Genomic DNA, 12,814 nt, shown 5'->3' on the forward strand with positions numbered 1-12,814 from the left:
GAGTGCGAACAGGAAGCTTAAAGGACATAGGTGACCCCCACGTAATAAGCGCGGCCATTGTCCAGTTGTTCCTTGATCAAGCTCTGATCCGGGCCAAGCACGCGAGTGGGGCGTGCGTTGGTGAGGTTCTTGCCTTGCAGCAGGAAGCTGACGTGCGAGTTGTAGATGTAGCGAAGCTGTGCATCATAGGTTTGCGTTTGCGCGTAATAGATGTCGTTCACCGGATTGTCCGTGGCGAAACTGATCGGCATCTTGCCGGTGTGATTCGCGCTGATCTGGGCGCTGAATGGTCCCTGGTTGTAGAGCAGCGACGCATTGAGGAGGTGCTTGGCGGCGCCGACCAGCATCGGCAATTGACGCTGGCTGCCGTCGTTCATCCGAATCATTGGGCCATCCATGTCCAGCAAAGTGGCATTGAAGCTGGCGCCGAAATGGCTCAGCACACCCGGCAGAAAATCGAAATGCAATTTGGTTGCGCCGAACTCCAGTCCCTTCACTTTGGCGGTGGTGGCATTCTGCGCCTGGGTGGTTGTTACCAAGTACGTGCCGGTCAAGCCGTCGGGATTAACCTCGGAGGCGGTGGTCGTCAGGTTAACGATTTCGTGCTGGATACGTTTCTGGAATGCGGCAAGCGAAAACATCGCGTCGCTGGCCGGATACCATTCCAGCGACAAGTCGTAGTTGGTGGACTTGCGCGGCACCAGGTTCGGATTGCTGATAGTTTGCGAAATGGTGTTGCCGGCCAGGCTCACGGTGGGTGCACTGTTCTGTCCCAGCGCAGCATACGAAGCACGCGCCAACGTCTGGTTTGCACCTGCACGCAAAATCAGATCAGGTTCCAGGTTGTAGGCAAGGATCGCCGAAGGCAGCAACTTGCCGTAGTGGTGAACATTGTCGAGCTTGGCGAAGTTAGTGAGGCTGCTGATCGGATTCGGCTGCGTGTTTTGCACGTCTTGCGACGTGTCTTCATAACGCAACCCGACGATGCCCATGAAGTCACCCTGGCGATAACCCGTCATGGCGTAGCCGCTGGTAGTGGCTTCCTTGATGTTGAAATCGCTGATGGCGCTGGTGCGCGTGTTGGTAGCCACTGGCGCGTAAAGGTTAGGGTGATCCAGGAAGTACTGCGTCACCTTGGCTGGATCGATGAGCAGCATGTTCTGGCCGTTGCCATCGTAGGGCTGGAAATAAGTGTCTTCCGTGCCGATGGTCCCAAGCGACACAGACGAAGTGGGGGCATAGCCGATCTGGTTGAGATCGTAACGTTGCTGCAGATTGCGGTACTGCACGCCGGCTTTGTAACCCCAGCCTTCGGAATCTTCTTGCAAGTTGTGGTTGAAGTCAGCCTTCAGTGTGACCAATCCCGACTTGCTGCGTTCGAGCGCATTCATATAGCTGGTCTGCAGATAGTTCGCCGGATTCATGTAATAACTCGCGTTGCTCGGTGTGAACAGCGCGACGCTGCCGGGCGAGGCGTCGTAGTTGAATCCGAGATTGGATGATGTCGCGCTGGTAAAGACATCCTCCTGGGTGGATTGCTTGTAGTTGCCGACCGCGTAGTTGGCAGTCACGTCGAGCTGGTCGCGTTCATCGGGTTCGAAACTGCTGCCGAGTTCCACATATTTGATCTGGCGAACCTGATCGTAATGATCGAAGTCGACCTGCGCTGCGCCTTTAGCGAAGCTGCCTGTGGTGTCGGAAGTGAGTGTGGCCGGACCTACGCGTGCCAGGAACTGCGAACGGCGGAATTCATTGTTTTCGTGCTGGAAAAAACCCCCGGTGACGTGTGCTTGCAGATTTTCATGGTTGTCGTACTCGAACTTGCCGAGCACGCCTTCGCGTTGCCGCACGTTGTCGTAAGTGAGCCAGCGGTGACGATCAGGAACGGCCACCAGGCCATCGACGTCGTTGCTGGGCGTCAGCGTGGAGCCAGTGCCTGCTTTGTTCTGACCCAGCGAGGAAAGCTTCTGCGTGCCGCCGGTGTAGTTGTAATACCCATCGCTATCCATCGCCGTATCGAGCGAAGACGAATCGCGACGGTAATAGCTGGTCGACAGAATGAAGCCGAATTGATGCTGGCTACCGAACGTATCGCTGATCGTATTCTCGATTTGTCCGGATGGACCAGAATGGGCAACGACACGCGAATTGTCCCAATGTGCGTAATCGGCGCGACCCGATATGAATAACCCGGGATGATCGAAGGCGCTGCGCGTGCGCAGGTTCACCACGCCACCGATCGCATCGGCAGGCATGTCGGCCGTCACGGCCTTGTAGACGCTGACGTGTTGCGCAAGTGAAGCGGGCAACACGTCCAGCGATACGTTGCGCGTGGTGGTTTCCGTGGAGGGCAGGGCGACACCATCCACCATCACCGAGTTGTAGTCGGGATTGAGGCCGCGCAGATTGAGGAACTGCGCTTCGCCACGCCCGTTGTTGATGGTCATCGCCACACCGGGAATGCGCTGCACGGCTTCGCCAAGACCAAAATCTGGAACCGAACCGATTTCATCGGCGGAAATCCCATCGGAGATCACCGACAGCGAACGCTTTTCGGCGATCGCTTTTTCCACGGACAGTGTTTTGCCAGTGACTTGTATGGCATCCAAGGTCTTGGCCGCTGTGCTCGCGGTGTCGGGCTTGTTGGAGTCCACGCTGTTGACGGGCGGTGGTGTGGACTGTGCGAAGGCTTGGCCCATCGCCAAAGTCAGGCTGGTTAATGCAATAAGCGATACGTAGCGTGCGTTGCCGCCGCGCATCTTCGGTTGGTGCTTCATGAAAGCGGTTTCCTCTTCAAGCGTCGCGCCCCCCTGTGGGCGTGCGTGCCGTACAAATTAATCACTATGTGTGAATTAAATTTGACAGAGGGCACGCGGCATCACGCGATGCGATGTTGCGAGCAGATGAGGAGTTATTTCGGGACGCAGCCTGGAAGGAAATGACAGTGTGGCTATGCAGAGTTCCCTCCCTTGCTTGCAGAGGAGGGTTAGGGTGGGGTGACGCGAGCAAAGCTCGCGTTGGCTATGCCGCAATAACTGCTAGACACGATTGAACATCGTCGCGATGTTTGCTTCACCCCACCCCAACCCTCCCCTACTGAACGTAGGGGAGGGAGCAGGTGGAAGATCGCGCTAGTTAGGCCCGAAGGGCAGGGGAAATGAAGCAGTGTCCTGACGAGCCTGGGCTGGCCCGGCTAAACTGCCGCCTTTGATCTTTACTGATGCAGCCCATGACGCAGCCTTTTGTCGTGCAATTCAACCCCGTCGCCGTGCATCTGGGGCCGATCCAGGTCCACTGGTACGGTCTGATGTATCTGCTTGGCTTCCTTGGGGCCTGGCTGCTGGGCGAATACCGGCGCAAGCGTGGACGCCTGCCGGTAAGCCGCGATGCGCTGGGCGATCTGATGTTCTACGCGATGATGGGCATCATCCTGGGTGGGCGCATCTGGTACATGCTGTTTTATTACGCGGGCGGCATCAAATGGATATGGACCGAACCGCTGGCGCTGTTCCGCGTATGGGATGGCGGCATGAGTTTCCATGGTGGTCTGGTCGGCGTGCTGGCGGCGGGCTTGTGGTGGTCGCGTCGGCACAAGCTGCATTTCTTCGACACGGTGGACTTTGTTGCGCCGTTGGTGCCGCTGGGACTTGGGCTCGGTCGCCTGGGCAATTTCATCAATGGCGAGCTATGGGGCAAGCCGGGCAGCGTGTCGTGGGCAATGATTTTTCCCGGTGCACGCGATGAAGATGCTGCGCTGGCGGCGAACGATCCGCATCTCGCGCAGATCATGCAACAGTTCGGCGGCGTGCCGCGTCATCCCTCGCAGCTGTATGAGCTGGCACTGGAAGGCGTCGTGATGCTTAGCGTGTTGTGGTTGGTGTCGATGAAGCCGAGGCCGCGTTATCTCATCTCCGGCTTGTTCGCGCTGATGTACGGTTGCTTCCGCTTCGCGGTGGAATTCGTTCGTGTGCCGGATGTGCAGCTCGGCTATCTGGCGTGGGGCTGGCTCACGATGGGGCAGATCCAGTCGCTGCCGTTGATCGTGATCGGCATAGCCTTGCTTTGGCTTTCGCGCAAGGCACCCACTTTGCCGTTGGCTCAGGCAGAGCCGGCGAAGACGGCGTAAGATTTCGCCATGCACGCTTATCTCGACCTGCTTCGTCATGTGCTGGAACATGGCGCGGAAAAAAACGATCGCACCGGCACCGGCACGCGCAGCGTGTTCGGCCCGCAGTTGCGCTTTGACCTCAACGAAGGCTTCCCGCTGGTCACCACCAAGAAGCTGCATTTGAAATCGATCGTGCATGAGCTGATCTGGTTTCTGCAGGGTGATACCAACATCGCGTATCTGAAGGAACATGGCGTCAGCATCTGGGACGAGTGGGCCGACGAACACGGCGATCTCGGTCCGGTCTATGGCAAGCAATGGCGCGCCTGGCCGACCGCTGACGGACATGTGGTGGATCAGATCCGCTGGGTGGTCGAGGAGATCAAGCGCAATCCCGATTCGCGTCGTCTGATCGTGAGCGCGTGGAACGTGGGCGAGCTGCCGAAGATGGCGCTGATGCCGTGTCACGCGTTGTTCCAGTTCTACGTTGCGAATGGCAAATTGAGCTGTCAGCTCTATCAGCGTTCCGGCGATATTTTTCTCGGCGTGCCGTTCAACATCGCCAGCTATGCGTTGCTCACGCATATGATTGCGCAGGTGTGCGGATTAGGCGTGGGTGATTTCGTGCACACGCTGGGCGATGCGCATCTGTACAGCAATCATCTGGAACAGGCGCGTTTGCAACTGACGCGCGAGCCGCGCGCACTGCCGCGGCTGAAGCTTAATCCGCATGTCACGTCGATCTTCGACTTCCGCTTCGAGGATGTGACGATCGAGGATTACCACCCGCATCCGGCGATCAAGGCGCCGGTGGCGGTATAAGACGCAGGCCGGGATGCCAATCCCGGCGTCAAGAGGCTGCGAAAAGCTGGGATTGGCATCCCAGCCCGCTCGCTTCAAACGCTATAATGAGCGGTCGGCTGGGCCAGACCCAGCCTTTGTGACAGTCACCGCCGCCTTTTGGAGCCTCCATGGCCATTTCGCTGATCGCCGCCCTCGACGAGAACTTTGCAATCGGTCGTAAGGGCCAGCTTCCCTGGCATCTGCCGGACGATCTGAAGTGGTTCAAACAGTTGACCGTCGGCAAGTTCGTGCTGATGGGTTACAACACCGCGGTTTCGATTGGCCGAGCCCTGCCGGAGCGAGAGAACCTGGTGATATCGCATCGCCACGAGGCGCCGTTCCCCGGCCAGATCACGGTGCGCTCCATCGAAGAAGCACAGGCGCGTGCCGATGGCACCGGCCTGATGGTGATCGGCGGCGGCAGGGTGTTTCATGACGCGCTGCCGATGGCGCAGCGCCTTTATCTCACCTGGGTGAGTGCGGCGGTGGATGGGGCGGATGCGTTCTTCCCTGGCATCCACTTCAGCGACTGGACCGAGGTCAAGCGCACGCATCACAAGAAGGATGCGCAGCACAGCTACGACTTCGACATGGTTGAGTACATCCGCAATAGCTGATCGCGTGAACGACGTCGCCGGCGCAATGCTGCATGTGATGGCCGGTGTGCTGCGCGATGCGCAGGGCAGGGTGCTGCTGGCGCAGCGTCCGCCCGGCAAGCATCTGGAAGGCATGTGGGAATTCCCAGGCGGCAAGCTGGAGCTTGGCGAATCGCCGCAGCACGCGTTGATGCGCGAACTGCTCGAAGAGCTGGACGTACAGATCCAGCCGCAAGACGGCACACCATTGATTCGCATACCGTGGCGCTATGGCGAGCGCGGCTTGTTGCTCGACGCGTGGGCATTTACGCGCTGGGAGGGTACGCCGCAGTCGCTGGAAGGGCAGGCCTTGCAATGGCTAATGCCCTGCGACGTCGACCTGGCGACGCTGGCGCCTGCCGATCGCCCCATCCTGCAAGCGCTACGCTTGCCAGCCCTCTACGCGATTACGCCGGCCGATGTGTCGCCGGATCATGTCGATGCGTGGCATGCGCGCGTGGAGGCTGCGATCGAACGAGGCGTTCGGTTGATTCAGTTGCGTTTTCCATCATGGTCGTTTGAACAGGTGCGCGCTCTGGCTGCTCGCCTGCAAGCAAGCGCAGTGCAACGTGGTGCCTGCCTGCTGCTCAATGGCGATATCGAAGGTGCGAGCAGGCTTGGCAAAGGCATTGGTGTGCACCTGAAAGCGGCGCAAGTGGAGGCGCTGACGGAGCGTCCCTTGCCTTGGTCGCAGGTGATCGGCGCGAGCTGCCACGAGGCCAGCCAGCTCATGAAAGCCGTGCCATTGGCCGACTTCGCCGCGCTTTCGCCGGTGGCTCCTACCGCCAGCCATCCCCACGCGCCCGCGTTAGGCTGGCAGCGATTTCACGCGCTGGCCGAGGCTGCCGCGCTACCGGTCTATGCACTTGGCGGTATGGCGCCCGCGCAAGTCGAGGAGGCGCGCAAGCATGGCGCCCAGGGTGTGGCGGGCATCGGTGCATTCTGGTGAATGGCTTGCCCGGCAGCGCGTGCAGCAGTAGCGTGCGTCCATGCGTATCGTCTATCGCGCCCAGAATCTGATCGATGCCCATCTGGTGAAGGATGCGCTGGAGAGTGCGGACGTGCCCGCCTTCATCTCCGGCGAATACCTTACCGGCGGCGTCGGGCAGTTGCCTGCGCTGGACTACGTGGCGGTGTTGGTGTCGGAATCCAGCGTAGATGCGGCCGAACCCATTGTGCGCGAGATCGATCATGCATTGGCTGAGGCCAGGTCGGCCATCCACGATTTCGATGATGATCCCGATAGCGTGGTGCCGTTGCCGGTTTGATGGCCGGCAGACTTGTCATGAAGCACCCTTAGTGCGTCCCTCTCCGTTTGGGAGAGGGTGCCGAGAAGCGGGTGAGGTTTCCAGCGAAGCGCCATGTTGATGAATCGCACGAGCGTTCGCCATCGCGCGCTGATCGCACCCTCACCCCAACCCCTCTCCCGAAGGGAGAGGGGCACGCTATGCAGGTATGCTATCGAGCGCATCACCACTGGAGCCCTGCATGACCGAGTTTGCAAGTCTGATTCGTGCCGTACCGGATTTTCCGAAGCCGGGCGTCACGTTCCGGGACATCACGCCGTTGCTGGCCGATGGCCCCGCCTTCGCGCGATGCATCGACGCGCTGGTCGAACCTTGGTTGGGTAGTGGCGTACAGGCCGTATGCGGCGTCGAATCGCGCGGTTTCATTTTTGCTGCGGCGATGGCGCAGAAATTGGGTGCGGGCTTCGTGCCACTGCGCAAACCCGGCAAACTTCCACCTCCGGTGATGCATGCGGACTACCAACTCGAATATGGCACTGATCGCCTTGAGGCGCGTGTCGGTACGGTGCGCCAGGGCGAACGGGTAGTACTGGTGGACGATGTGCTCGCCACCGGTGGGACGATTGGCGCGGCGCGTAATTTGTTGGGGCAGCTTGGTGCTGAACTGCTGGGTGCTTCGGTGGTGATTGAGTTGCTGGCTTTGCAGGGGCGGGCGCTTTGGCCCCGTGAAATCCCATTGCATTCGGTGCTGCATTATTGAGGGACGCCGTAGGGTGGGGTGTAAATTCCAACGCTGCCATGTATGCGTGGATGGCAATGTTGGGGTTTGCACCCCAACCTACGTGTTCAGTCGAAGTCTTCGGCGAGCGTCTTGCGCTGCGTGTCCGATAACATAACTTTTTCGCGCATCTCTGGATGCGTTGAGGCAAGCATCACAGCAGCCCCTGGCTTTCCAATCCTCGATCATTCCATCACTCTACTCGAAGCGCAAAAAATGCACCGCCGCCGTTTTGTCCTCGGTGCTGCGATCCATATCTTCGTCTGCAATCGCCGTAACGGATGGATGTCCGCTTACTGTCAGCGTGATCCTATGCTCGATACCAACCAATCGTGCAAGCTCGCGCTTGCGCTGTTCCACATCGGGATATTCCACGAACAGCGTCGCCTTTAAATTCTTCCCATCGGGGATGAGCGGGTTATACGCATCCAGTTCCTCATGGATACCATTTGCCTCGAAGATCTGCTCGATGCGCAGCATCTCCTGGATCTGATACTGGATCGTGAGGCGGTCTTCGAACGTCAGTGTGAGATGTGCACCTAATTGCGCGCAGCGTTTTTTCTTGTGCGCCATCACACGCGCGCGAAAATCGTTGCGTTGCGCGGCGTAGGCTTCGAGCGAAAGAAGATCGCGGCGCTGCAGTTTGTTTATGTGTGTCGAAAGTTGTGAGTTCATGATCAGATTCCGTAGGCCTTGCGCAAGAGACTCAATGGATGCTCCGCTGCTGGTTTGTCGTTCAGACCATGCGCAATGTGGCCGCCGGCCATCGGGCAGCCGCTGGTGAAATGCGCGGCTTCGGCTTGTGCGACGCGGTTTTCCACCGGCTTGGCGAGCTTGCGTGACAACGCGTAGGTCTTGTGTTTCACGCCATAGGTGCCGTCGTGACCGGAACAGCGTTCGATGGCGGTGATTTCCGTGTTCGGTACGAGTTGAAGAATCTCGCCGGTTTTCGGTCCGATCTTCTGCACGCGCTGATGGCAGGGCACCTGCCATGCAATCTTGCCGAGCGATTGCTTGAAGTCGGTGACGAGCAAGCCGGCCTTGTGTCGTTCTGCCAAATATTCGAAAGGATCGAAGAAGCGGTCACGCACCAGTGCTACATCACTGTCGTCTGGAGACATCAGCGGCAGTTCCTGCTTGAACATCAGTACGCACGACGGCACGGCCGCGGTGAAATCCCAGCCTTCGCGCGCCATCTTTGTGAGTACCGGATCCAAGTTTTTTCCAGCAGCTTGCGTGCGGTGGGATTTTTGTTCGCCGCGTTGATGGTTTGCACTGCAACCGGAATCGAGGCAAGTTTGCCGACGGCGCGTGTATTGGAAAGAATTCTCGCGGACAGCGGTGCGCCGTGCTCGCGAAATTCCACCGCCTTGGCGCGCAGCATCAGGTGCGGAAAATCCACATTCCACGGATGCGGCGGCACATAGGGGCATTTGGTGAGATAGCACAGGTCGCAGAGATAGCACTGCTCTGTGACCTTTGCGTAATCACTTTTCGCGACGCCATCGATTTCCATCGATTCGGATGCGTCGATCAGATCGAACAACGTGGGGAGGCGTGGCAAAGGCTCAAACAGCGGCGGCAGCCGTGGCAGATGTTGAAGACACGCTCGAGTTCGGCATCGAGTGATGCGCGATCCCAGAATTCGGGATTCAACCAATCCAGCGGATGGCGAGTGGGTGCTTCGAGGCTGCCTTCTCGCGTGGTGCTGATGGGTTCTGCCATGCGTTCCGCCTCCGGTGTGCTTGCTCCCCTCTCCCTTCGGGAGAGGGGCTTTACGCGCGGTATTCGCGCCGATCAAGCAGCGAGTTCGTTCAACGCCTTCTGGAACCGGTTCGCATGCGAACGCTCCGCCTTCGCGAGCGTTTCGAACCAGTCGGCTACTTCGTCGAAGCCTTCATCGCGCGCGGTTTTGGCCATGCCCGGATACATGTCCGTGTATTCGTGGGTTTCACCCGCGATGGCGCTTTGCAGGTTTTCCTTGATGGGACCGAACGGCTTGCCGGTGGCCGGATCGCCACACTGTTCCATGTATTCCAAGTGACCGTGCGCGTGGCCGGTTTCACCTTCGGCAGTGGAACGGAACACGGCGGATACATCGTTGTAGCCTTCCACATCGGCTTTCGATGCGAAGTACAGATACCGGCGGTTGGCCATGGATTCGCCGGCAAACGCGTCTTTCAAATTCTGCTCCGTCTTGGAGCCTTTCAGCTTGCTCATGACATTACCTCGTGGCGTTGGGCTTGAGAGGGAAATGCAAGAGGGGGACCTATGGCTCGGCCCCGGAACGTAGTCCTCGCTAGGACGATTCTGAAATTGATAGTTTTTATGAAGATGATTGACTGAGTCTATGGCCAACACGTCCGAGCACAGGCATAAAAAAACCGGACGGTGAAAACCGTCCGGCTCTTCGTGCTGATGGTCGAGAACGCTCAGCGCAAAATCGCAGCGGGATTTTGCTTGGCCTTGAGTGTGGCGCACAACAACGTCTGCTCGCTCGTTTGCGCCAGTCCGCGGTCAGCACCGGTGATGTCCTTCAGGCGCGGCTTGAAGTAAGCCTGCAGACGATCAGCCTCGGCCGTGGAGCAGCCGCCACCGCCCGCCAGTCGCGGCAGAACACCGCTGGCGAAGCTGCCGGTACGGGCCACGACCTGATCGTAGTGCGCCGTGAACCACTGCCACAACGCTTCGCGCGCCGCCGGGGTGTCGCGACTGCCGCGCAGGATGGCGGCCATCTCGCCGACCTTCACTTGTTTGGTGAGTGCGAAGTCGCGTGCTTGATTTGCCAGTTCCGGTGTGTCGGTAGCGCTGAGGCCCGCGAGCATCGCGTTGCGCAAAGCGGGATCGGTAGTTTGCGGCAGTTCTGCGATCAATGCGTCCACCGCTGGCTTGCCGTGTTCCTGCACTGCCACGGCGAGCGCGCTACCGAGCAGGTCCGCATCGGCGGCGGCAAGATCAAGATGCCCGTCGGCCTTCTTGGTCAATGCGGCATTGCCTTGTTTAAGCAGCGCCGCGCGCACATCCGGTAGCTTGAAATCCAGGGCTAGTGCATGCGCGAGTGCGGTGCGCAGGATGCTGTCGCCGTCTGCTTCGCCCGCCTTGCGGTGATAGCCGAGCTGCTCCATGCGCGACAGATAAGCCTTGCTTACCCAGTCGACGACTTTCGCGCGTTGCGCATCAGTCTGTGCTTCGTGGCGATAAATCCACGCAACCGTTTCCAGTGGTGCGATCACGACTTCGCGCGTGCTTGCTCCGGCCAGCGGCTTAAGCGCGGCCAAGGCATCAGCGGCGTCCAGATCACCATGACGGAAGCCCGCATCGATGCCGTCCGCATAGGCGAGCTGCTCGGTATCGCTCAGCGATGCGATGTGCTTGGTGAGGTCAGCCCACTGTGACTTCGCCAGGCTGAAGCGGTAATAGCCGCGTGCGTAGGCGTTGGGCATCACCCAGGTTGCGTTGCCGGCATCGGCCAGCTCCATGGTGCCGGTGGCTTTGTCGAACATTTCGCACTGCACTTTGCTGCCGTCGGCGGTGCCGTAGCGCACGCACATGGGAATGCCCCACACGCGCTTCGCATCGCCCGTGCTGCCTACCGGCAGATAGCGACTCTGGCTCAGATGCAGAATGGTTTTTCCACCTTTCTGTTCCAGCTTGGTTTGCACGTAAGGCACGCCGGATTGGTCAAGGAAACTGTTGAAAGCGTGCTTGAAGGTGTCGCCTTGGTTCGCTGCGGTGGCGATCGCGTTGACCAGGTCATCCGCGGTGGCGTTGCCGAATTTGTGTGCCTGGATGTAGGCACGCATGCCTTTCTGATACGTATCTTCGCCCACGTAGCCTTCGAACATGCCGAGCACGGCCGCACCTTTGCGATAGGTGATGTTGTCGAACGCGGTTTCGATATCACCGTTGCCGGTGATCGGCTGGCGAATCTTGCGCGCGCTGACGAGACTGTCGCTCTGCATCGCACCTTGTGCCTGGGTGATGCGATCCAGATCGGCGCGGTATTCCGGGTGCACCTTCATGGTGACTTTCTGTTGCATCCAAGTGGCGAAGGCTTCGTTGAGCCACAGGTCGTCCCACCATGCCAGCGTGACCGTATCGCCGGTCCATTGATGCGCCAGTTCATGCGCGGTGACGTCGAACGAACTGCGCACATACATGGCTGCCGAATCCGGATCGAGCAGCAACAACCAATCACGGAAGGTGACCAGGCCCGGGTTTTCCATCGCGCCAGCGGAGAAATCCGGCGCGGCGAGCAGATCGAGTTTGCCGAACGGATAGCCGAAGCCGTAGTAGTTTTCCAGCGTATGAATGATGCTCGGTGTTTCGCTCAGTACATGCTGCATCCGATGACCTTCGCCGTGCGCGGCGATGCCGCGCAACTGCAGCACATCACTGCGATAGTCGCTCGGCGCGATGTCAGGACCATTGACGATGTCCCACGGACCTACCGCGAACGCCACCAGATAGGTCGGCAGCGGTTGCGTACGTGCAAAGCTCAAGGTTTTCCATTTGTCGCCGGCGGAGGTCTCGCTGATCTGCTTGGTGTTGGCTACCGCAGCCAGATCCGAAGGAACAGTTAGCGTGATGTCATACGGTGTCTTGAAACCCGGTTCGTCGAAACCAGGAAACGCGAAGCGTGCACTGATCGGCTCCATTTGCGTCATCGCATACGGTGTGCCCGCGTGGCTGACCTTGTACAAGCCTTGCAACTGCTGATTGAGCGGCGCCGTGTAGTCGATGGTGAGCGTGAGTGACTGCGGCTGCAGCGTGCTGCCGAAATCGATGCGCGACACGCCTTCGTTCGGTGCCACGGCCATGTATTTGCCGTCGTGGGCGTTGCCCGCGGCATCGGTGATGGTGACCTTGGAAACGTTGAGGTCGCGACCATCCAGCCACAGGTAATCGGATGCCTGCTTCAAATCCACCTTGATGGTGGTTGTGCCGGTAAACGTCTGCTGCGCGGGGTCGACCTTGAATGCCAGCTTGTAAGCCTGCGGCACCGCCCAGCTAGGTAGCTTTCCATGTGGCGCCTGATCGGCCTGCGGAGATGCCAGGGCTGCGCTGCAACATACGGCGAGTGCAGTCATGGCGAGCGAACGAACGAGGTGGTGCATGGAGAGCTTCCTACGGCAACGAAAAGCATCCACGCTAGGTCGTGTAGGCACAGTGCCACAGTGCCAAAAGGCATAGTCCTCTGATG

Annotated in this window: 13 protein-coding genes; 6 read left to right on the plus strand and 7 right to left on the minus strand. The window is 59.3% G+C overall.

The genetic code is table 11. The features are described 5' to 3' along the window. Positions 1-17 precede the first annotated feature (17 nt). Positions 18-2,777 (minus strand): TonB-dependent receptor, encoded by a 2,760-nt coding sequence (locus tag QQJ86_RS10945; protein WP_284320970.1) that lies wholly within the window; start codon positions 2,775-2,777, stop codon positions 18-20. 452 nt (positions 2,778-3,229) lie between these two features. On the opposite strand from QQJ86_RS10945, the gene lgt reads away from it, so the two are divergent. The 6 genes from lgt to QQJ86_RS10975 all read left to right on the plus strand — a co-directional run bounded on the left by lgt (position 3,230) and on the right by QQJ86_RS10975 (position 7,593). After that, positions 3,230-4,126 carry a prolipoprotein diacylglyceryl transferase gene (gene lgt / locus QQJ86_RS10950; RefSeq protein ID WP_284320971.1) on the plus strand — a complete coding sequence of 299 codons (897 nt, stop codon included), beginning with the start codon at positions 3,230-3,232 and terminating at the stop codon, positions 4,124-4,126. 9 nt (positions 4,127-4,135) lie between these two features. Then, positions 4,136-4,930 (plus strand): thymidylate synthase, encoded by a 795-nt coding sequence (locus QQJ86_RS10955; protein ID WP_284320972.1) that lies wholly within the window; start codon positions 4,136-4,138, stop codon positions 4,928-4,930. A 149-nt stretch (positions 4,931-5,079) separates the two neighbouring features. Beyond that, positions 5,080-5,568: a dihydrofolate reductase gene (locus tag QQJ86_RS10960; protein WP_284320973.1), complete on the plus strand. Its 489-nt coding sequence runs from the start codon at positions 5,080-5,082 to the stop codon at positions 5,566-5,568. A 4-nt stretch (positions 5,569-5,572) separates the two neighbouring features. Further along, positions 5,573-6,535 (plus strand): Nudix family hydrolase, encoded by a 963-nt coding sequence (locus tag QQJ86_RS10965; protein ID WP_284320974.1) that lies wholly within the window; start codon positions 5,573-5,575, stop codon positions 6,533-6,535. A gap of 40 nt (positions 6,536-6,575) precedes the next feature. Further along, positions 6,576-6,854: a putative signal transducing protein gene (locus QQJ86_RS10970; RefSeq protein WP_284320975.1), complete on the plus strand. Its 279-nt coding sequence runs from the start codon at positions 6,576-6,578 to the stop codon at positions 6,852-6,854. 220 nt (positions 6,855-7,074) lie between these two features. Next, positions 7,075-7,593, plus strand: coding sequence for an adenine phosphoribosyltransferase (locus tag QQJ86_RS10975; protein WP_284320976.1), 519 nt, complete (start codon positions 7,075-7,077; stop codon positions 7,591-7,593). Positions 7,594-7,809: 216 nt separating this feature from the next. Here the strand turns inward: QQJ86_RS10975 and QQJ86_RS10980 are convergent, their stop codons facing one another. The 6 genes from QQJ86_RS10980 to QQJ86_RS11005 form a co-directional block, all read right to left on the minus strand. Then, on the minus strand, positions 7,810-8,286 hold the full coding sequence (locus tag QQJ86_RS10980; protein ID WP_284320977.1) for a DUF3501 family protein: 477 nt from the start codon (positions 8,284-8,286) through the stop codon (positions 7,810-7,812). Positions 8,287-8,288: 2 nt separating this feature from the next. Then, complete coding sequence (locus QQJ86_RS10985; RefSeq protein WP_284320978.1) at positions 8,289-8,807, minus strand: (Fe-S)-binding protein; 519 nt, start codon at positions 8,805-8,807, stop codon at positions 8,289-8,291. Beyond that, positions 8,756-9,175: a hypothetical protein gene (locus QQJ86_RS10990; protein WP_284320979.1), complete on the minus strand. Its 420-nt coding sequence runs from the start codon at positions 9,173-9,175 to the stop codon at positions 8,756-8,758. The genes QQJ86_RS10985 and QQJ86_RS10990 overlap by 52 nt, the downstream gene beginning before the upstream one ends. Beyond that, positions 9,145-9,336 carry a hypothetical protein gene (locus QQJ86_RS10995; RefSeq protein WP_284320980.1) on the minus strand — a complete coding sequence of 64 codons (192 nt, stop codon included), beginning with the start codon at positions 9,334-9,336 and terminating at the stop codon, positions 9,145-9,147. The genes QQJ86_RS10990 and QQJ86_RS10995 overlap by 31 nt, the downstream gene beginning before the upstream one ends. 72 nt (positions 9,337-9,408) lie before the next feature. Continuing rightward, entirely contained in the window at positions 9,409-9,831 is a 423-nt protein-coding gene (locus QQJ86_RS11000) for a rubrerythrin family protein (RefSeq protein ID WP_284320981.1), read from the minus strand. A 212-nt stretch (positions 9,832-10,043) separates the two neighbouring features. After that, positions 10,044-12,728: a M1 family metallopeptidase gene (locus tag QQJ86_RS11005; protein ID WP_284320982.1), complete on the minus strand. Its 2,685-nt coding sequence runs from the start codon at positions 12,726-12,728 to the stop codon at positions 10,044-10,046. Positions 12,729-12,814 lie beyond the last annotated feature (86 nt).

Origin of the sequence: Dyella acidisoli (assembly GCF_030160295.1) — a bacterium.
In the GTDB taxonomy this organism is placed as follows: domain Bacteria; phylum Pseudomonadota; class Gammaproteobacteria; order Xanthomonadales; family Rhodanobacteraceae; genus Dyella_B; species Dyella_B acidisoli.